18 protein-coding genes and 2 tRNA genes are annotated in these 18,586 nt (G+C 66.2%); 11 read left to right on the forward strand and 9 right to left on the reverse strand.

What is annotated here, in order from left to right; translation table 11 throughout:
* The first annotated feature begins 122 nt into the window (after positions 1 to 122).
* The gene (locus tag V3G39_07350) at positions 123 to 488 is read left to right on the forward strand and encodes a hypothetical protein (protein XAS77841.1); all 366 of its coding nucleotides are present in this window, start codon (positions 123 to 125) and stop codon (positions 486 to 488) included.
* An 11-nt stretch (positions 489 to 499) separates the two neighbouring features.
* Here V3G39_07350 and pepN read toward each other — a convergent pair whose 3' ends face one another.
* A complete protein-coding gene (pepN, locus tag V3G39_07355; GenBank protein XAS77842.1) occupies positions 500 to 3,085 on the reverse strand; it encodes an aminopeptidase N in 2,586 nt (861 codons plus the stop codon).
* An 89-nt stretch (positions 3,086 to 3,174) separates the two neighbouring features.
* Between pepN and V3G39_07360 the strand changes: the two genes are divergently transcribed.
* Both V3G39_07360 and V3G39_07365 read left to right on the forward strand, forming a co-directional pair.
* The gene (locus tag V3G39_07360) at positions 3,175 to 3,801 is read left to right on the forward strand and encodes a disulfide bond formation protein DsbA (GenBank protein XAS77843.1); all 627 of its coding nucleotides are present in this window, start codon (positions 3,175 to 3,177) and stop codon (positions 3,799 to 3,801) included.
* A gap of 12 nt (positions 3,802 to 3,813) precedes the next feature.
* A complete protein-coding gene (locus tag V3G39_07365; protein ID XAS77844.1) occupies positions 3,814 to 4,278 on the forward strand; it encodes a ribose-5-phosphate isomerase in 465 nt (154 codons plus the stop codon).
* Between the two features lie 67 nt (positions 4,279 to 4,345).
* On the opposite strand, the gene V3G39_07370 is transcribed toward V3G39_07365, so the two are convergent.
* The gene (locus tag V3G39_07370; protein XAS78199.1) at positions 4,346 to 4,570 is read right to left on the reverse strand and encodes an antitoxin; all 225 of its coding nucleotides are present in this window, start codon (positions 4,568 to 4,570) and stop codon (positions 4,346 to 4,348) included.
* Positions 4,571 to 4,772: 202 nt separating this feature from the next.
* Positions 4,773 to 4,846, reverse strand: a tRNA-Gly gene (locus V3G39_07375).
* 126 nt (positions 4,847 to 4,972) lie between these two features.
* Here V3G39_07375 and V3G39_07380 point away from each other — a divergent pair.
* The 6 genes from V3G39_07380 (at position 4,973) to clpX (ending at position 9,960) form a co-directional block, all read left to right on the forward strand.
* Positions 4,973 to 5,046 (forward strand) — tRNA-Pro (locus tag V3G39_07380).
* A 243-nt stretch (positions 5,047 to 5,289) separates the two neighbouring features.
* Positions 5,290 to 6,687, forward strand: coding sequence for a trigger factor (gene tig / locus V3G39_07385; GenBank protein ID XAS77845.1), 1,398 nt, complete (start codon positions 5,290 to 5,292; stop codon positions 6,685 to 6,687).
* 247 nt (positions 6,688 to 6,934) lie between these two features.
* On the forward strand, positions 6,935 to 7,525 hold the full coding sequence (locus V3G39_07390; protein ID XAS78200.1) for an ATP-dependent Clp protease proteolytic subunit: 591 nt from the start codon (positions 6,935 to 6,937) through the stop codon (positions 7,523 to 7,525).
* Between the two features lie 29 nt (positions 7,526 to 7,554).
* Positions 7,555 to 8,211 carry an ATP-dependent Clp protease proteolytic subunit gene (locus V3G39_07395; GenBank protein ID XAS78201.1) on the forward strand — a complete coding sequence of 219 codons (657 nt, stop codon included), beginning with the start codon at positions 7,555 to 7,557 and terminating at the stop codon, positions 8,209 to 8,211.
* A gap of 82 nt (positions 8,212 to 8,293) precedes the next feature.
* The gene (locus V3G39_07400) at positions 8,294 to 8,509 is read left to right on the forward strand and encodes a DUF2945 domain-containing protein (protein XAS77846.1); all 216 of its coding nucleotides are present in this window, start codon (positions 8,294 to 8,296) and stop codon (positions 8,507 to 8,509) included.
* Between the two features lie 164 nt (positions 8,510 to 8,673).
* Positions 8,674 to 9,960, forward strand: a complete 1,287-nt coding sequence (gene clpX / locus V3G39_07405; GenBank protein ID XAS77847.1) for an ATP-dependent Clp protease ATP-binding subunit ClpX — start codon at positions 8,674 to 8,676, stop codon at positions 9,958 to 9,960.
* A gap of 31 nt (positions 9,961 to 9,991) precedes the next feature.
* Here clpX and V3G39_07410 read toward each other — a convergent pair whose 3' ends face one another.
* From V3G39_07410 to valS, 6 genes are read right to left on the reverse strand one after another with little or no spacing between them, the layout of a single operon-like run.
* Positions 9,992 to 10,540 carry a hypothetical protein gene (locus tag V3G39_07410; GenBank protein XAS77848.1) on the reverse strand — a complete coding sequence of 183 codons (549 nt, stop codon included), beginning with the start codon at positions 10,538 to 10,540 and terminating at the stop codon, positions 9,992 to 9,994.
* Positions 10,537 to 11,796 (reverse strand): DUF58 domain-containing protein, encoded by a 1,260-nt coding sequence (locus V3G39_07415; GenBank protein ID XAS77849.1) that lies wholly within the window; start codon positions 11,794 to 11,796, stop codon positions 10,537 to 10,539. Before V3G39_07415 ends, V3G39_07410 begins: the two co-directional genes overlap by 4 nt.
* 7 nt (positions 11,797 to 11,803) lie before the next feature.
* Positions 11,804 to 12,775: a MoxR family ATPase gene (locus tag V3G39_07420; GenBank protein ID XAS77850.1), complete on the reverse strand. Its 972-nt coding sequence runs from the start codon at positions 12,773 to 12,775 to the stop codon at positions 11,804 to 11,806.
* A complete protein-coding gene (locus V3G39_07425) occupies positions 12,772 to 13,263 on the reverse strand; it encodes a hypothetical protein (protein ID XAS77851.1) in 492 nt (163 codons plus the stop codon). The genes V3G39_07420 and V3G39_07425 overlap by 4 nt, the downstream gene beginning before the upstream one ends.
* Positions 13,260 to 14,012, reverse strand: coding sequence for a DUF4129 domain-containing protein (locus V3G39_07430; protein XAS77852.1), 753 nt, complete (start codon positions 14,010 to 14,012; stop codon positions 13,260 to 13,262). Before V3G39_07430 ends, V3G39_07425 begins: the two co-directional genes overlap by 4 nt.
* Before the next feature lie 9 nt (positions 14,013 to 14,021).
* A complete protein-coding gene (valS, locus tag V3G39_07435; protein ID XAS77853.1) occupies positions 14,022 to 16,688 on the reverse strand; it encodes a valine--tRNA ligase in 2,667 nt (888 codons plus the stop codon).
* A gap of 169 nt (positions 16,689 to 16,857) precedes the next feature.
* Between valS and V3G39_07440 the strand changes: the two genes are divergently transcribed.
* Positions 16,858 to 17,625: a glucose 1-dehydrogenase gene (locus V3G39_07440; protein ID XAS77854.1), complete on the forward strand. Its 768-nt coding sequence runs from the start codon at positions 16,858 to 16,860 to the stop codon at positions 17,623 to 17,625.
* 81 nt (positions 17,626 to 17,706) lie between these two features.
* Entirely contained in the window at positions 17,707 to 18,318 is a 612-nt protein-coding gene (locus tag V3G39_07445; protein ID XAS77855.1) for a GAD-like domain-containing protein, read from the forward strand.
* Positions 18,319 to 18,586 lie beyond the last annotated feature (268 nt).

Raw genomic sequence — 18,586 nt, forward strand, 5'->3', positions numbered from 1 at the left:
TGGTCCCTGGTGCGTTGCGGCATTCGGTGTCATCGTGAAGTCGGCGATGGGGCCTTCTGGATCCCGCCAGTTCGTTGGGCGGACAGTCGGTCTCACGCGATCGACCGACCGAGGTGGGACCTATGTCCAAGTTCACCAGATTCGTTCCGGCGAAGAGTCGTGCCGCTGCGCCTGGTAGGCATCGTGCAGTAACGGATCGCGATGCCACTGCCAGCGACCTCGGCGACACCCGACATTCCGGGTACGCGCCCACCGACCGCGGGTCACCCGTGCTGCCGCACCTTTCCCAACACGACGTGGGGCACAGCGGCTATGGCCCCGCTGACGCCAGTGCGCCGCAGGTAGCGGCCATCCACACCGGTACTCCCGGCGGGATGGCTGCCACCGGCGGCCACGGACAGGGCTGCGGTGACGTGAGCGACGGTCCGCACCACAGTGGCTGGGCGCCCGTCGACGGTGAACTCAACCCACCCGAAGCAGGTCGGTAGGTCGGTAGCGCTCAGTCCTGAGCGTCCCGAGACTGCGCGCTCAGCGCCCGTTTCGCTGCGTCCGCGTGGTCTCCCATGATCCGACGCAATGCATCGGGTGCATCGTCGTTGTCCCGCAACCAGTGCTGCGTGGCGTCCAGCAGCGCCTGATCGGCCAGCGCGGAGGGATACATCCTGGTCGCCAGCCCGGAGGCGATCGCGAAGGTCCGCGATTCCCACATCGCGCGTACCTCGGCGTGGAAGCGTGCGGCGTACGGCGCCAGCAGGCGGACGTCGTGCACGGTGGCGAATCCCACGGAGACCGCAGCGAGGGTCTGGTTGGGTAGTGAGTCACCCTCGAACGCGCGTGCCCACGCAGCCTCCTTGGCCTGCGCCGTCGGGTACGCGGCCCGTGCGCCGGCGGCACGTTCGACGCCGGTGGAGGTTGCATCCCTCCTCAGTTCTGCATCGATCTCGTCATCGTCGATCGCGCCGGCCGTGGCGAGCGCCGTCATCAGCGACCAGCGCATATCGGTGTCGACCGCCAGGCCCGACAGCTGTGACGCTCCGGTGAGCAGACCGCGCACGGTGGCGATGTCCTCGGGCGCGACTGCGGTCTGTGCGAAGGCCCGAACGAACTGCAGCTGAGCGTCGCTGCCGGGTGCGGCACCGCGCATGAGCCCACCGAACGCACCGGCGACGCGCTGGCGGGTCTCGTCACGGCGGTCAGGGGTCACGTATCTGGACCGCGCACCGGTGATCTGCGCGATGGCGACCTTGATGGCGGTGGAGTCGTGTTCGTCGCTCAACAGCCGCAGCGCGAAGGCAATGTAGTCGCGAGCGCCGATCTCGCCCTCGCGGGTCATGTCCCACAGGGCTGCATGCACCAGAGCCCGCGGCAGGGACTCGGTCAGCGCATCGGGGTGGGCCAGCACCGTTGCGAGCGACCGCTCGTCCAGCCGCAGCTTGGCGAATGTCAGGTCGTCGTCGTTCAGCAACAGCAGGTCCGGGCGCCGCGTGCCGACCAGTTGCGGCACGTCGGTGCTGGCGCCGGCGACGTCGAGCTCCAGGTAGGACGTGCGCTCCAGCCGCCCGTCCCGCAGGTCGTAGCAGCCGATTCCCATCCGGTGCTCGCGCAGCGTCGGGTGGCTGTCCGCCGCGGTCTGTTCGACCCGCACCGAGGTGAACACCCCGTCGGTCTCCTGGATCACCGGGCGGATCGTCGCGACGCCCGCCGTCTGCAGCCAATCCTGTGCCCAGCTGCGCAGGTCACGGCCGGAGGTGGCCTCGAACTCGGCGAACAGGTGACGTAGGTCGGTGTTGCCCCAGGCGTACTTCGCGAAGTAGGACCGCAGGCCGGCCACGAACGGCTCGCGACCGACGTACGCGACAAGTTGTTTGAGCACGGACGCGCCCTTGGCGTAGGTGATGTGGTCGAAGTTGTTCTCCACATCCGACCAGTTACGGGCATCGGCCGCGATGGGGTGGGTCGAGCTCAGCTGATCGGCGGCGTACGCGGCGGACTTCTCCGAGAGGCAGAAGGTGGTCCATGCGGAGTCCCACTGGGTGGCTTCGGCCTGGGCCGTCGTGGAGGCCCATTCGGCGAAGGATTCGTTCAACCACAGGTCGTCCCACCAGCGCATCGTGACCAGGTCGCCGAACCACATGTGCGCCATTTCGTGCAGGATCGTCAGCGCGCGGCGCTCGATCAGCGACTCCGGCACCGCCGAGCGGAAGACGTAGATCTCGGCGAAGGTCACCAGGCCGACATTCTCCATCGCGCCCATGTTGTATTCGGGGGCGAACAGCTGGTCGTACTTGGTGAAGGGAAACTCGCGATCGAACATCTCCTCGAAGAAGGCAAATCCGCGCTTGGTCACGTCCAGGATGTTCTCGGCGTCCAGGTGAGCGCGTAGCGAACGTCGGCACAGCACCCCGAGCGGGATGACACCGGCGCGGGTCTGGACCTCATCGCGCACGATCTCGTACGGCCCCGCGGCGACAGCGGTGATGTAGCAACTGATCGGCGGCGTCGGCGCGAAGGTCCAGGTAGCAGAATCAGCAGCGTCGTCCGGGCCGTGTGGGTCGTTCGAACTGCCGTGCGGGACCGGTTCGGGAGTGGGCTCGTTGGACAGCACCTGCCAGGCTGCCGGGGCGGTAACGGTGAAGCTGAAGGGTGCCTTCAGGTCCGGCTGATCGAAGACGGGGAACGCCCGGCGGGCGTCGGACACCTCGAACTGTGTGTAGAGGTAGACCTCCCCGTCTGCGGGATCCACAAACCGGTGCACGCCTTCGCCGGTGTTCATGTACGTGCCGACGGCCTGCACGACGACGGTGTTGGTCTGCGCCAGATTCGGCAGGGCGACCCGTGCGCCGTCGAAATGTTCAGCCGGGTCAAGAACCACCCCGTTCAGCTCGATGGACCGCACGCGGTCTCCGACGAAGTCCAGGAAGGTCGATGCGCCGTCGGTGGCGGTGAACTCGATGCGGGACGTGGTCGCGAACGTTCTCGGGCCGGTGGTGAAGTCGAGCGCGACTGCGTGCTGCTGCACGCTCACCAGTTCCGCGCGTTGCTGCGCCTCGTCTCGGGTGAGCTCCTGCTTGGACACGTGCGTCACGTCGACTCCCATTGCTGTCAACCAGATGCCGGGGGTTCCCGACCGTGGGGCATCGTGTCATTCTCAGCTGCGAGTGGCACGATGATGACATGACAACCAAACGCGCTGAGATGTTTTTTGATCCGATGTGTCCATGGGCCTGGATGACCTCACGGTGGCTCCTGGAGGTTCAGCAGGTGCGGGACATCGAGATCACCTGGTCGGTGATGAGCCTGTCCGTGCTCAACGAAGGCCGGGACCTACCCGAGGACTACCGGGCGATGATGGACCGCGCCTGGTTGCCGGTGCGGGTGGTCATCGCGGCCGAGCAGGAACACGGTCCGCAGACCCGCAAGCAGCTCTATGACGCGATCGGGACGCGCCTGCACCCGGGTGGCCGCGGTGGCGACGTGGACGACCTGCGCGAGGTGGTCCGCGAGGCGCTCGCCGAGGTCGGACTGCCCGAGGCATTGCTGCAGAAGGGTGCCTATGTCGATGGTGACGACATCGACCAGTTGCTGCGTGCCTCCCACCAACGCGCCATCGACCTGGTCGGCAATGACGTCGGCACGCCGGTCGTCAGTGTCGAGGGCGTCGCATTCTTCGGTCCCGTGGTCACCCCCGCGCCGAAGGGTGAAGTTGCTGGCAAGCTGTGGGACGGCTGCCTCCTGGTGGCTGCGGTGCCCGGCTTCTACGAATTGAAGCGGTCCCGCGAGGCAGGTCCTGACTTCAGCTGAGAGGCGACGCGGATGCGAGTACACATCGGAGGGGACCACGCGGCGTACGACATGCATCGCGAACTGGTGACCTGGTTGGGCGAGCAGGGGCATGAAGTGATCGATCACGGATCGGCCACCTACGACGCACTGGATGACTATCCCGTGTTCGTGCTGCGCGCCGCCCAGGGTGTCGCGGCCGATCCGGGCTCGCTCGGCATCGTGCTCGGCGGCTCCGGAAACGGCGAGCAGATGGCCGCCAACAAGGTGCCCGGTATCCGGGCCGCACTGTGTTACACAACTGAACTGGCGCAGCTGGCACGCCAGCACAACGATGCGCAGATCATTTCGCTCGGCGGCCGGTTCAATACCGTCGAACAGGCCAAGGCAATGGTCTCGATCTTCCTGGAAACGCCTTTCTCGGGCGAAGAGCGCCATCAACGTCGGCTGGACATGGTCCAGCGATTCGAGCAGGACGGCGAACTGCCCCCCAAGTGATTTTTGCTATGAAAAAGGTGCCGATCCCATCCGGGTTCGGCACCTTTTCGTAGATCGGGTCAGTGATTCACTGACCGGCCTCGTCGTTGCTCTTGTCACCCTCGTTGGCGTCGTTGCCGCCGCCGAAATGCTTGTCGACCGCGTCCTGGCCCTTGTCGATCTGGTCGGAGTACTTGTCGTCGGTCTTGCTGTCGACGAAGTCTCCGCCCTTCTCCACACCCTGGCTGACCTTGTCGGGGTTGTTGTTGGCGAATTCGGTCGCCTTGTCCTTGGCGCTGTCGAACAGTCCCATGAATTGCTCCCTGTCATCGAGCACGACGTCGTGTCGTTGCGTTGACATCTAGATAAACACAACTTGCACCTCGCAGGATGCGCCGAGCCGCCAGTAGCGGTGGGCGAAAAGCGTGACTGCGCTGATGTGGCAGGGCCGGCGACCCCTTGCGGGTGGATCTCACATCGGGAGAGGAACCGGCGTCGGAACAAGATTGACGAGTTGGAGCGGGTGACGAGAATCGAACTCGCGTAGCCAGTTTGGAAGACTGGGGCTCTACCATTGAGCTACACCCGCACGGCGCTGGACCTCCCGAGATCTACCTTGTGGTGGAAGTCGGTGTGCCGAGGCGATAGCGTACTGGCTCGCAGCACCGGATCCGAATTCGGCGCAGCGCATCGGGCAGTCGCCGGGTGTGATGAACGGGGTATGGCGCAGTTTGGTAGCGCGTCCGCTTTGGGAGCGGAAGGCCGCAGGTTCAAATCCTGTTACCCCGACTTGAATGAACGCGGTGGGGGTAACGCCCGATGCTGGGAGCGGGCGGAACGAAGTGAGCCCGCGGTTCCTGTTACCCCGACTTTTCCAGGTCCTGCAGAGGTCCCGGTTTGCTCGAGTGCCGCCCCGTCAGGGAGCATGGCAGGCGGTCCCCGCTCTCACCGCCCGGCTGACCCGGGACACCGACGCTCGCCAATTGACGTCCGCCGGCCAGAGAGCACCTTTCAAACTATGGAGTCTGTGCAGTGAAGAGCGCCGTCGACACCCTGAGCCCGACCCGGGTCAAGTTGACCATCGAGGTCCCCTACGCCGAGCTTGAGCCGAGCGTCAGCGCGGCTTACAAGACGATCGGCGACCAGATCCAGGTCCCCGGATTCCGCCGCGGCAAGGTGCCCGCGCGGATCATCGACCAGCGGGTCGGTCGCGGCGCCGTGCTGCAGGAGGCCGTCAACGAGGCGCTCCCGCAGTTCTACGGCCAGGCGATCGAGGAGAGCGACGTCATTCCGCTCGGCCAGCCCGAGGTGGAGATCACCGACGTTCCGTCCGCCGTGGGGGAGGAGCTGAAGTTCACCGTCGAGGTCGACGTCCGCCCGCAGTTCGACCTTCCGGACTTCTCCGCGATCAGCGTGACCGTTGACGCGTTCGAGGTCACGGACGAGGACGTCGACGCCGAGATCGAAACGCTGCGTGAGCGCTTCGGCACGCTGTCGCCGGTCGAGCGCGCCGCAGTCGATGGTGACTCGCTCACCATCGACCTGTCCGCCACCATCGGCGACGACAAGATCGATGACGTGACTGGTGTGTCCTACCTGGTCGGCAGCGGCAACATGCTCGACGGACTCGACGAGGCCGTTACCGGGCTGTCGGCCGGCGAAACCGCGACGTTCGATGCCGCATTGGCCGGTGGAGAGCACGAGGGCAAGACCGCCACCTGCACTGTGGTGGTGCAGTCGGTCAAGGAGCGTCAGCTGCCCGAGGTCGACGACGAGTTCGCCCAGTTGGCCTCTGAGCACGACACCGTGGCCGAGTTGCGCGCCGAGATGACCGCTCAGGCGCAGCGGCGTAAGCAGTTCGAGCAGGGCCTGCAGGCCCGCGACAGGGCGCTGGACCAGCTGCTGGAAGATCTGGATCTGGCCGTGCCGGCAAGCGTTGTGGAGGCAGAGGTGCGTCAGCACCTCGAGGGCGAAGACCGCCTCGAGGACGAGGAGCACCGCGCCGAGGTCACCAAGAGCACCACCAAGGCGATGCAGAGCCAGTTCGTGCTGGACAAGATCGTGGAGGAGAAGCAGGTCCAGGTCTCCCAGGAGGAGCTCATCGAGTACCTCATCATGTCGGCGCAGCAGTACGGCATGGATCCCAACCAGTTCGCGCAGGCCCTGGATCAGAACGGGCAGGTGCCCGCCGTTATGGGTGAGGTTGCCCGCCGCAAGGCCCTGAGCACCGTCCTGGAGGCCATCACGGTGATCGACACCAATGGTGAGACCGTCGACCTGGATGCGCTGACCGAGTCCGAAGAAGACTCAGACGAGACAGCTGCAGTAGACGAGACAGCCGCCGTGGACGAAACAGCCGCGACGGACACTGTGGATGCTGAGCCGGTAGTTTCCGATGACGCCGCAGCAGAAGAGTCGACCAAGGCCTGAATCGACCTACATCTCAGCGAGGCCCGCGCACCAGCTCGATGCGCGGGCTTCGCCGTGCTCCAGCCCCGCCATCGATCACTTGCGCTGACGGCGAACATGGCCCGATTGCGGGACGGAACGACGCGGATCGAGCGTTAGGGTCGATGAGAAGCCGATTTGACTGCTCCGATCCGCCGGCTCGATCAGCGGGTCGTAGCCCCCTGACAGGAGAGATGAGACGACCTTGAGTGACATTGCGAAGGTCTCGATGGCTACCCAGGCACCTGGTGGCGGCCTCGACGATCAGATCTACAACCGGCTGCTGAAGGAACGCATCATCTTCCTCGGCTCCGACGTGCGTGACGACAACGCCAACGTGATCGCCGCGCAGCTGCTGCTGCTGACGGCCGAAGACCCCGAAGCCGACATCTGGCTCTACATCAACAGCCCCGGCGGGTCGATCTCGGCCGGGATGGCGATCTTCGACACGATGAACTGGATTCCCAACGACGTGGCGACGGTCGCGATGGGGATGGCCGCCAGCATGGGTCAGTTCCTGCTGTCAGCGGGTACCCCGGGCAAGCGTTACGCCACCCCGAACGCGCGGGTCATGATGCACCAGCCGTCCGGCGGTCTCGGCGGCACGGCATCCGACATCAAGATCCAGGCCGAGCAGATGCTGTTCATCAAGGGCAAGATGGCCGAGCTCATTGCCCAGCACACCGGGCAGACCGTCGAGCAGATCACCGAGGATTCGGACCGGGACCGTTGGTTCTCGGCTGCAGAGGCCAAGGAGTACGGCTTCGTCGATCACGTCTTCGAACGTTCCGAGGACGCCCCTGGCGAGGTGAAGGTATGACCAACTGGACTGATCCGAGTGGAGCACAGATGAATTCGCCGTATGGGGGCCACGCCGGCTATGCCGGTGCAGGGCCGAGCAGCCGCTACATCCTGCCGCAGTTCGAAGAGCGCACTGCCTACGGCATGAAGCGGTCCGACCCGTACAACAAGCTGTTCGAGGACCGCATCATCTTCCTCGGCGTGCAGGTGGACGACGCGTCCGCGGACGACATCATCGCGCAGCTGATCGTGCTGGAGAGTCAGGATCCCGACCGCGACATCCTGATGTACATCAACTCTCCGGGCGGCTCGTTCACTGCGTTGACGGCGATCTACGACACGATGCAGTACATCCGCCCCGACGTGCAGACGTTCGTGGTCGGCCAGGCTGCCTCAGCGGCCGCCGTCCTGCTGGGGGCGGGAGCGAAGGGCAAGCGGTACGCACTGCCCAACGCGCGGATCCTGATCCACCAGCCCGCGATGGAGGGCACCGGCGGTACTGCGTCCGACCTGGAGGTCACCGCCAATGAGATCTTCCGGATGCGCGAATGGCTCGAGGACACGCTGGCCTTCCACTGCGGCACAACCGCAGACAAGGTCCGCAGGGATATCGAGCGCGACAAGATCCTCACCTCCGCCCAGGCCAAGGAGTACGGCCTGATCGACCAGGTGCTGACCAGTCGTAAGGCCTCGGCCGAGGACTGACAGTCCCGCACGACAACACGGTCGCCGCGCGCTGCACCGAGCGCGCGGCGACCATGTCGTAGGTGTCTCCTATGGTCGATGCATGAGCATCCGCAAAGGAACCACCGTCAGTTGGAGCTGGGGCAACGGCACCGCGAAGGGCAGCGTGGTGGCCGTCCACCACGAGAAGGTGACCCGCACCATCGAGGGCAGCGAGATCACCCGCAACGGCAGTGACGACGATCCGGCGTACGAAATCGAGCAGGACGACGGTGGCTCGGTGCTGAAGCTGCGCAGCGAGGTCGAGCGCGCCGGATAGGTCACCCCGCCGCCGCCAGATCCATTGCGCCGACAGCGGACAGGCGTGACTTGTGTCGCCATACCGAGTTTCAATAACGGGGCGAGGGTGTGGCGACAGGTAGCGTCTGCACGTCAGATCACAGCTCGACAGCGAGCGTCATTACCGCATGAGAGGAACGACACGTGGCACGCATCGGAGAGGGCGGTGACCTGCTCAAGTGCTCGTTCTGCGGGAAGAGCCAGAAGCAGGTCAAGAAGCTGATCGCCGGGCCGGGGGTCTACATCTGCGACGAATGCATCGACCTGTGCAACGAGATCATCGAAGAAGAACTCGCCGAGACCACCGATGTGGGTCTGGACAAGCTGCCCAAGCCGCGTGAGATCTTCGACTTCCTCGAGCAGTACGTCGTCGGCCAGGAATCGGCGAAACGCGCCCTGTCCGTCGCGGTCTACAACCACTACAAGCGCATCCAGGCGGCAGGCGAGACCTCCAAGAAGGACTCCTCAGCGGTCGAGATCGCCAAGTCCAACATTCTGCTCATCGGTCCGACCGGTTGCGGTAAGACCTACCTCGCCCAGACCCTCGCCCGCATGCTCAATGTCCCGTTCGCCATCGCCGATGCAACGGCGCTGACCGAGGCGGGCTACGTCGGCGAAGACGTCGAGAACATCTTGTTGAAGTTGATCCAGGCCGCCGACTTCGACGTGAAGAAGGCCGAGACCGGGATCATCTACATCGACGAGATCGACAAGGTCGCCCGTAAAAGTGAGAACCCCTCGATCACCCGCGACGTTTCCGGTGAGGGCGTGCAGCAGGCGTTGCTGAAGATTCTGGAGGGCACGACGGCCAGCGTTCCTCCGCAGGGCGGTCGCAAGCACCCGCACCAGGAGTTCATCCAGATCGACACCAGCAATGTGCTGTTCATCGTCGGCGGTGCCTTCGCCGGCCTGGAGAAGATCATCGAGACACGGGCGGGCAAACAGGGCCTGGGCTTCGGTGCGGAGCTGAAGCTCGCCACCAAGAATCTGCCCAGTTTCTCCGAGGTGCTTCCCGAAGACCTGATGAAGTTCGGTCTCATCCCTGAATTCATCGGCCGGTTGCCGGTGATCACCACTGTTGAGCCCCTGGAGCGCGACGGCCTCGTCTCGATCCTCACCGAGCCGCGGAACGCCCTCGTACGTCAGTACCAGCGGATGTTCGACATCGACGGGGTCGAGTTGGAATTCACCGGCGACTCGATCGAGGCAGTCGCCGAGCAGGCGATGCTGCGCGGCACTGGTGCGCGTGGTCTGCGCGCGATCCTCGAGGAAGTCCTGCTCCCGGTGATGTTCGACGTGCCCAGCGACGACGGCATTGCCCGGGTCGTCATCACCCGCGAGGTCGTGCTCGACAACGTCAACCCGACCATCGTGCGTCGCGACGCGGCGCCGACCACCCGTAAGCGCCCACCGCGCAAGGAATCGGCCTGACGTAGGTAGTTGGCAGCGTGTGTAGGTTCTCTCAGAGGTCGGTGTCGGTCGAGGTGAGTTGGCGGCGCCACCACAGTGCGACGCCTGCCAGGCCACACAGGCCTGCCACGGACAGGTAGCCGCCGGCAGCGACACCGGTGTGCGCCAGCACCAGCGCCACGATCCAGGTCAGCGCGGTCAAGGCGCCGACGACGCAGGTCCGGGTGCCCCAGCGCACGAGTACGGCACGGCCGACCGGCGCGCCCGGATGGCCGTGCGCAGCCAGGGTCGCGCAACCATGGTTCAGCAACAACGCGAGGGCCGCCACTAGCGTGAATCCGTCAACGCCGCGGGTCCCGGCCCATACCCATCCCAGTGCGGTGATAATCGTCAGGATGTGCGCGCCGATACCGGTGGCGTCAATGAGCAGGACAGCCAGCGCGGCTGCGAATACCACCAGTTCCAGGGCATTGACACCCGCAGCGAGCACGATGAGCAGTTGCACCAGGCCGGCACCCAACACCGCCGCCAGAAGTATGAGAAGTCGGTGTGGGTGCAGGTCGAAGACGGTGGCAGAGTCGATCCGCTTCCGGACGGTCATCTGTTGCGGCTTCCGCGGCCGGCTGCGGCCATCCGCCGCAGCACGGGGTCCAGAGAACCCGGTCCGCGCCAGGGCACGACCGCGAGGCCGTGTTGTTGCAGACCATCGATGCGGACCTGGCGCTGCAGCATGCTCAACCGTTGGGCGGCGTCATCGACACCTTCCGGCCGGGGCTGGGAGTCCACGATCACGGTTGGCAGGCCTCGTTGTGCTGCTCCCGCAGCAAGAACGGTCGCCGCCGTTCCCGTCAACGGAGTCACGACGACGATGAGCGTCCCACGCGATGCGGCAATGCGGTTACGGGGCGCCGAACCCGCGCGACCGACGGGCGCGGACCGTACCCCCGACAGCTCGTAGAGGATCCGCCGCAGTTGCGCTGATCCACCCCGGCTACGCAGCCGTCCCGGGGTGACACCGCTGATGACCCGCAGACCGACCCGCTCGCCGCGGTGCAGCAGATGGGCCGCCATCGCAGCGCAGGCGCGGACGCCGATGTCGAGCGACGTGTCGGAGGGAGTGGCCGGATCGCCGTATTCGTCCTCTGCGTCGAGCACGAGCAGGATCTCGCTGTCCAGCTCGGCGTACATGGTGCATACGTGCAACTGTCCGGTCCGAGCCGAGATCGGCCAGTGGATCCGGCGTAACCGGTCACCGCTCTGGAAGATCCGCAGGTCGGCGAATTCGGACCCGTCACCCTGCCGCACGCTGCGGTTGGCCCCGATCAGACCGGTCGGTCGGGGTGCGCTCCCGGTTGCTGAGAACGGTGGCACGGCCGGGGTGACTCGGGTTCTGACCGGATGGAACGAGAGTGGCCCGGCGCGAAAACCGGACCACGAGCTCCACAACATGCAGCTGCCGGAGCCCACGTCGGCGGGCCCCCAGCGTCGTGACCACCACCTCATCGCCAGTTCCGCCTGCCCGTCACCGGGGGTCGCGACCAGCACGCCCGAGCGGGGATCCATCACGACCTGCGGGGTCGACCGCACGAACGCGTGCACCGTTTCCGCGCCGTCCGTATCCGTGACCTGAAGGGTCCAGTCCTGCGCGATGTCCTCACCCGTCCTGGCGGAGGTCGAGGGCGTCGCGACACCCGGATGACCGTGCGGCCGCTCCAGCAGCGACCAGGAGAAGATGATCAACAGCGGCGCTGCGAGGACCACGAGGTCGGGCTCATGGGTCAGCACCGCGATCAGCAGCAGGCCGCCCGCCAGTGCGGCGGCGGTGATCAGTGCCGGGGTGGGCCGCCACTGGGTCATGGTGGTGTCACGACCGGGCCCGGGAGGACGGCGCAGGGACCGCATCCAGCAGTTCGCGGACGATATCGGTGCCGGTGATCGAGGTCATCCACAGTTCCGGCAGCACTGCGACGCGATGAGCCAGGACTGCCGTTGCGATGCTCTTGACATCCTCGGGTGTCACATAGTCACGTCCGCGCACCACGGCGACCGCCCGAGCCAGCAGCACCAGCCCGAGCGAGCCGCGTGGTGAGGCGCCCATCGCCAACTGACCGTGCGTGCGGGTGGCGGCAGCCAGTCGGACGCAGTACTGGCTGACCGAAGGATCCACCACGACCTGCTCGACCGCAGCCTGCATCGCCAGCAGTTCCGCCGCGTCGACGACCGCCGACAACTGAATGTCCTCGGTGCGTCGGGCCATCCGGCGTGCCAGCACCTCCAGCTCCTCGATCTCGTCGGGGTAGCCGAACGCGACCCGGGACAGGAAGCGGTCCAGCTGAGCTTCGGGGAGCGGGTAGGTGCCCTCGTACTCCACCGGATTGGCGGTCGCGATGACGTGGAAGGGGCGCGGCAGCTCAAAGGTCTGACCCTCGATGGTGACCTGATGCTCCTGCATCGCCTCCAGCAGTGCCGCCTGGGTCTTGGGCGGTGTCCGGTTGATCTCATCGGCGAGCAGCAGCCCGGTGAAGACCGGCCCCTGCCGGAAGGCGAATTCGGCCCGACCCTGGTCGTAGACGAAGGAACCGGTCAGGTCCGAGGGCAACAGGTCGGGAGTGAACTGGGCCCGCGCGAAGGACAGCCCCAGGGTCTGGGCGAACGAGCGGGCAGCCAGGGTCTTACCCAGACCGGGGTTGTCCTCGATGAGCACGTGGCCGCCGGCCAGGATTGTCGCGAGGACCACCTCGAGCTGCTTGCGTTTGCCGATCACGGCGAGCTCGACCTGGTCCAACACCTCCCCGGCGCGGCGGGTGGTGTCGTTCGGTGTCATCAGTGTGGTCATAGTTCCTCGATGGATGTGACGATACGGTCCAGCTGCTCCGGCCGCAGCCGAGGTGCGGGATCCGCGCGTAGATAGTCCGTGAGTTCGGTGGGCAGTTCCTGCAGGGTAGGAAGTCCGCGCAGCGGTCGTTGCTCCACCCGCTGGTCCACCAGGGCCGCCACGGTGGTCTGCAGGGACCGGGCTGCGGTGGGCGAGGCATGCCGGGTGCTCGTCGTCGTCACATCGGCGCACAACCGGTGCAGGTAACTTGCTGCCGGGTCGGTGCGGGCATACCGCAACTCGGGCTGCTCGGGCTCCTCCCACCTGATTTCGGACGCAGCAGCGAGCGAGTCCGCGCCGCACCACCAGAGCGCGCACCCGGCGAGCACGATCGCGGCGAGTAATGCGAGGTTGACCTGCGTAGTGCTCAGGTGGGCGCCGATGACAACGACCAGATAGCCGCCGACGACGAATGCGGCCCGCTTGATCCAGCGACGGGTGAGGGTCACGGTGTCAACTGCTCTGCGGAGGGACCCGGTGCGACGGTGCAAATGGCGCTGATGCACCGCGACGCTTCGCCCCGGTCGGTCTCGGTCATCCGGTGGTCGCTGAACCGCGCCTCGCGGTACAGGTCGGCCAGCCGCAGCACGTAGCGTCCTGGGACATCCAACCCGTCCAGTACCCGGATCGTCAGCTCGGCCGGGGTTTCACTGAGCCGCAGCGGCACCCCCGAGTCCGCCGCAAGCTGTTCCAGCCGTACCCACGCAGCGACGATGCCCGCCCGGGGTGAGCCTTCGACCACGGCCCGCTGCAGATCGGCCAGGGCGCGCCCCACGGCATCGGCCCGCGTAGAACCGCCGTCCACCACCTCGCGAAGGGCGTTCGCAGTGCGTACCGCATTGCGGCTACGAAAGGTCGAGAACGCCGACCGGCCCGCCACGGCGAGGATCCCGATCGCCAGGATGAGGAAAATCGCTGCGAACGCGATCCCGAGGATGCCCAACGCCGCGAATCCGGAGGCCGTGCCGGACGCCCGGACCCGCAGGAGGCCGGTCGGTACGGGCGCAGGAATCGACGTCGGGGTGGCGGATGGCGTCGGGGTGGCACTGCCGCGCCCCGCGACGAAGACCGGTGTCCCCGAAGAGGAGGCGGCGAGTAACACCACCAGGAACACGCACCCGGTCAGGACGACGCCGACCACAGCGCGGGTACGCCGACGTGTGTCGTCCACTGCTGTGCTGCCGCCCCGTCCCACCATGGCGAGACCTTAGTGCGTGTCGGCTCCACGAGGGGGCGGCGGCACAAGGGTCACGTCGGTAACGGCCAGCGCCGAGCCCTCGCTGTACGTCATACCGTTGATCTTCCCGGCAGCCCGCAGGTCGCTCTCACCCGAGCGGATGAGCTCCAGCACGTCGGCCGGCGCGGTGAGAGTCATCTCGGTGACCTGCGCGCGCATCCCGAGTTTGGCGTCCGATTTGGCTCTGCGGACACCCGCGAGGGCGGCGCCCACGACCTGCAGCGCTCGGGCATCGCCGTGACCGGGGCCGCATTCCTCTTCGGTGGGCCAGGATGCGCGGTGTACGGATCCCTGTTGCCACCAGGACCAGACCTCTTCAGTGGCGTAGGGCAGGAACGGCGCAAACAGTCGAAGCAGCACCGACAGCGCGATCCGTAACGCCGCGCGTGCGCTCGCCGTGTCGTCGCTGAGCTGTGCGTCGGATTCGTGCTGCCCGCCGTACGCGCGGTCCTTGATGAGCTCGATGTAGTCGTCGCAGAACGTCCAGAAGAAGCTCTCGGTGACCTCCAGGGAGCGGGTGTAGTCCCAGGACTCCCAGCCGCGGGTCGATGAGGCGACCACGTCGCGTAGCCCGGCGAGCATCGCCAGGTCCAGCGGGTGGGTGACTGCGCCCGGATCGCCGTCGGATTCACCGATGGTGAGTGCGAGTTTGCTGGCGTTCAGCAGCTTCATCGCCAGCCGTCGCCCGACCTTCATCTGGCCGGTGTCGTAGGCCGAGTCGGCGCCCAGGCGCGCGGACGCAGCCCAGTAGCGCACCGCGTCGGCGCCGTGTTGGCGCACCACATCCAGCGGGGTTTCGGCATTGCCCTTGCTCTTGGACATCTTCTTGCGGTCCGGATCCAGGATCCATCCGTTGATGGCCGCACCGGTCCAGGGCACACTGCCGTGCTCGTAGTGGCTACGCACGACCGAGGAGAAGAGCCAGGTGCGGATGATGTCGTGGCCTTGCGGGCGCAGGTCCATCGGAAAGATCGCGTCGAACAACTCGGGGTCGTTGCGGCCGCCCGGGTCGGCGGCGACCGGCCATCCGGCGGCGAGCTGTGGGCTGAGTGAGGAGGTGGCCCAGGTATCCATGATGTCCGGGTCGGCGACGAATCCACCTGGCACACCACGCTGGTCGGCGGTGTAACCGGACGGTAGGTCGACCTGCGGGTCGACCGGAAGGTCGGCTTCATCGGCCGGGAGTGGGCTCGAGTAGTTAACCTCGCCGTGCTCGTCGATCGGGTACCAGATCGGGAACGGCACCCCGAAGAAACGCTGACGGCTGATCAGCCAGTCACCGTTGAGGCCCTCGACCCAGTTGGTGTAACGGCTACGCATGAAGCCCGGGTGGAAGTCGACCTCGCCGCCTCGGGCGACCAGCGCCTCGCGCAGCTGCGCGTCACGACCGCCGTTGCGGATGTACCACTGGCGGCTGGTGACGATCTCCAGCGGCTTGTCGCCCTTCTCGAAGAAGTTCGCCTTGCGCTGGGTCGTCTTCGGCTCGCCGTCCAGGTCGCCGCTGGCGCGCAGCGCATCCACGACGGCGGCCCGTGCGGAGAAGGTGGTCTTGGTCGCCAGCTGCTCGGCGTACAGAGCCTCGCCGGGGCCGCCCGCGATCCAGTCCGGAGTCTCGCCCTGGATGCGGCCGTTACGGGTCATCACCGAGCGGATCGGGAGCTGCAGTTCACGCCACCAGATCACGTCGGTCAGATCTCCGAAGGTGCAGCACATCGCGATACCGGCGCCCTTGTCCGGCTCGGCAGCCGGGTGGGCGACGACGGGGATCTCGACACCGAACAGCGGCGAGGTGACCATGCTGCCGAACAGGTCGGCGTACCGCTCGTCGTCGGGGTGGGCGATCAACGCGACGACCGCGGGGAGCAGCTCCGGGCGGGTGGTCTCGATGTAGATCGGGTCGCCGTCCGGTGTGTGGAAGGCAACCCGGTGATAGGCGCCCGGGTAGTCGCGCGCCTCGACCTCGGCCTGGGCGACCGCGGACTGGAAAGTCACGTCCCACAGACCCGGAGCCTCGGCCTGGTATGCCTCGCCACGCGCCAGGTTGCGCAGGAATGCCTGCTGGGCCACGGCCCGGGAGCGGTCATCGATGGTGCGGTAGGTGCGGCTCCAGTCGAAAGAGATGCCCAGGGTGCGGAAGAGATCCTCGAACGTCTTCTCGTCGGCCTCGGTCAGCTCTTCGCACAGGGGGATGAAGTTGGCTCGGCTGATCGGCACCTGATCGGCGGCCTTCACGGACTTTCCTTCGGCGCCCCGCAGCGGGGGAGTGAAGTCCTCGATGTACGCCGCAGTGTGGTCACCGCGCACGCCGTAGTAGTTCTGCACCCGGCGCTCGGTCGGCAACCCGTTGTCGTCCCAGCCGATCGGGTAGAACACCTCCCTCCCGCTCATTCGCTGGTAGCGCGCCATGCAGTCGGTGTGGGTGTAACCGAAGACGTGCCCGACATGCAGGCTGCCGCTCGCGGTGGGCGGCGGGGTGTCGATGGAGAAGACCTGGTCCCGCGGCAGCGACAAGGCGCGCTCCCGGTCGAACGTATACGTCCCCTGCTGCGTCCAGACGGCATCCCAGCGCTGCTCCAGGCCGTCGACGGTCGGCCGGTCGGGAACGGAAGGGGTGGCTGGCGTGGGACGTTCGGTCATGGCCGCAATGATCCCAGATGCCGCACCGCGTGCTGGCCGCAGTTCGAGCGCGGGGTGGCAGCGTGGGGTGCAGCGTGGTCGTGCGGTGGAGTGCTTGACTGAAGACCACACCGGGCGCAGTACCTGCCGCGCCCGGTTCTACCCACCCACTCTCTGCACAGGGGTTCTCATGTTGTTGAAAGACAAGACAATGGTTGTCACGGGCGGCAACAGCGGTATCGGCGAGGCCATCGTGCTCGCGGCTGCAGCGGAGGGCGTGAACGTCGTCATCGATTACGTCGAGCACCCCGAGGACACCACAGAACTGATCGCGAAAATCGAGGCAGCCGGCGGTCACGCCGTCGGGGTGCAGGCCGACATCACCAAAACCGCTGACCTGCAGAAGATGATCCAGACGGCTGTCGACACCTATGGCCGTCTGGACGTGTTGGTCAACAACGCCGGTGTCGAAACGCGAACGTCGTTGCTGCAGACCACCGAAGCCGACTACGACAAAGTCATGACCATCAACATGCGCAGCGCATTCTTCGGCGCGCAGGCCGCCGCGAAGCAGTTCATCGCCCAAGGCGACGGCGGGCTGATCCTGAACATCTCCTCTGTTCACGAAGACTGGCCGATGCCGGGAAATATCGCCTACTGCGTGTCCAAGGGCGGAATGCGGATGCTGACCCGTACGGCCGGTGTCGAGCTCGGTGAGCACAACATCCGGATGGTCAACATTGCGCCCGGCGCCGTGTCCACTCCCATCAACGCCTCCACCGAAGCCGACCCGGAGAAGATGAAGGCCCTGAACGCCTCGATTCCGCTGGGCCGGATAGCGCAATCCTCTGAGATCGCAGATGTGGTCGTCTTCCTCGCCTCTGGTAAGGCCGGCTACATGACCGCCAACACCGTCGTCATCGACGGCGGAATCATGCAGGGCAGCGTCGGCCTCTGACCGCGCGCTGGGCCGCTGCCCTGCGCAGGATCGACTACCGTCGGATCGACGTTGGGCCCACCCTTGAGGAGACATCGCGCAATGAGTCAGACCTTCGACCAACGGGCCGGCGACACCGGAGCTGCGGTGCGCCGGTTCGTGCAGGCGTTCCCGCCCGGTGCGGGAGTGCGGGTGCCCAGCCTGCAGTACTGCGAATACGCCGAGGGTCGGCTGCCCGATGCACTGGTCGAGTTGTGGCGCGCGTACGGGCTCGGCTTCTACGGCGATCAGGCGCTGGCGATCGTCGATCCGGCGCACTGGGTTCCGGTGCTGCAGACCTGGTTGGGTGGCGATACCCAGCGAATCCCGTTCGCAGTCACCAGCTTCGGGCATGTCTACCACTATGAGCGCGTCGACGGCCGGGAAGACATTCAGTGTCTGGACCCGCACTTTCAGAACAACGTCGTCATCGAGGGCGATATGGCGCAGCTGCTCGGCGATCACCTACCCGGTGAGCACTCCCATCCCCGCGACCTGGCTGGTCCACACGGTGGTGCCCGGCAGCGCAAGGGCGAGTTGGAGCAGGGGCAGATCTACTTCTTCACTCCGATCCTGGCCCTCGGCGGCAAGGTGCACCCGAACAACCTGGACCGCGGCGACGGAGTCGAGCACCTGAACCACGTGCATGAACAGGTCGCTGCTCAGCGCTCCTGACCTCGTCGAGTGCACTCCACAGCTATCGTGGCTGCCAGAGCTACGCATGCGGTCACTGCGCCCGACGCCGTACACTTACCGCAACAGCGTTCGAGCCGTCATCAGCGGCAAGCTTCCGGAAGAACCGAGTCGATCTGGCTCTCAGTAGAACCGGGCGGGACGAGCCCGTCACAGCTCAGGAACAAGCGGCCGGCTGCCGATCGTTCGCCTCACGCGAGGAGTGCGAGAAGCGCGGCAAGCGGGGTGGTACCGCGGCGCTGCCGGTGAC

Source organism: Dermatophilaceae bacterium Sec6.4, from assembly GCA_039636865.1.
Lineage (GTDB): Bacteria > Actinomycetota > Actinomycetes > Actinomycetales > Dermatophilaceae > Allobranchiibius.

Excerpts from the sequence above, each read along its gene's own strand:
- valS (XAS77853.1), bottom strand. The coding sequence starts at position 16,688 with ATGACCGAACGTCCCACGCCAGCCACCCCTTCCGTTCCCGACCGGCCG.
- V3G39_07370 (XAS78199.1), bottom strand. The coding sequence starts at position 4,570 with ATGGGACTGTTCGACAGCGCCAAGGACAAGGCGACCGAATTCGCCAAC.
- V3G39_07365 (XAS77844.1), top strand. The coding sequence starts at position 3,814 with ATGCGAGTACACATCGGAGGGGACCACGCGGCGTACGACATGCATCGC.
- V3G39_07445 (XAS77855.1), top strand. The coding sequence starts at position 17,707 with ATGAGTCAGACCTTCGACCAACGGGCCGGCGACACCGGAGCTGCGGTG.
- V3G39_07415 (XAS77849.1), bottom strand. The coding sequence starts at position 11,796 with ATGACCCAGTGGCGGCCCACCCCGGCACTGATCACCGCCGCCGCACTG.
- V3G39_07400 (XAS77846.1), top strand. The coding sequence starts at position 8,294 with ATGAGCATCCGCAAAGGAACCACCGTCAGTTGGAGCTGGGGCAACGGC.
- V3G39_07360 (XAS77843.1), top strand. The coding sequence starts at position 3,175 with ATGACAACCAAACGCGCTGAGATGTTTTTTGATCCGATGTGTCCATGG.
- V3G39_07440 (XAS77854.1), top strand. The coding sequence starts at position 16,858 with ATGTTGTTGAAAGACAAGACAATGGTTGTCACGGGCGGCAACAGCGGT.
- V3G39_07410 (XAS77848.1), bottom strand. The coding sequence starts at position 10,540 with ATGACCGTCCGGAAGCGGATCGACTCTGCCACCGTCTTCGACCTGCAC.
- V3G39_07430 (XAS77852.1), bottom strand. The coding sequence starts at position 14,012 with ATGGTGGGACGGGGCGGCAGCACAGCAGTGGACGACACACGTCGGCGT.
- V3G39_07350 (XAS77841.1), top strand. The coding sequence starts at position 123 with ATGTCCAAGTTCACCAGATTCGTTCCGGCGAAGAGTCGTGCCGCTGCG.
- V3G39_07395 (XAS78201.1), top strand. The coding sequence starts at position 7,555 with ATGAATTCGCCGTATGGGGGCCACGCCGGCTATGCCGGTGCAGGGCCG.
- V3G39_07390 (XAS78200.1), top strand. The coding sequence starts at position 6,935 with ATGGCTACCCAGGCACCTGGTGGCGGCCTCGACGATCAGATCTACAAC.
- V3G39_07420 (XAS77850.1), bottom strand. The coding sequence starts at position 12,775 with ATGACCACACTGATGACACCGAACGACACCACCCGCCGCGCCGGGGAG.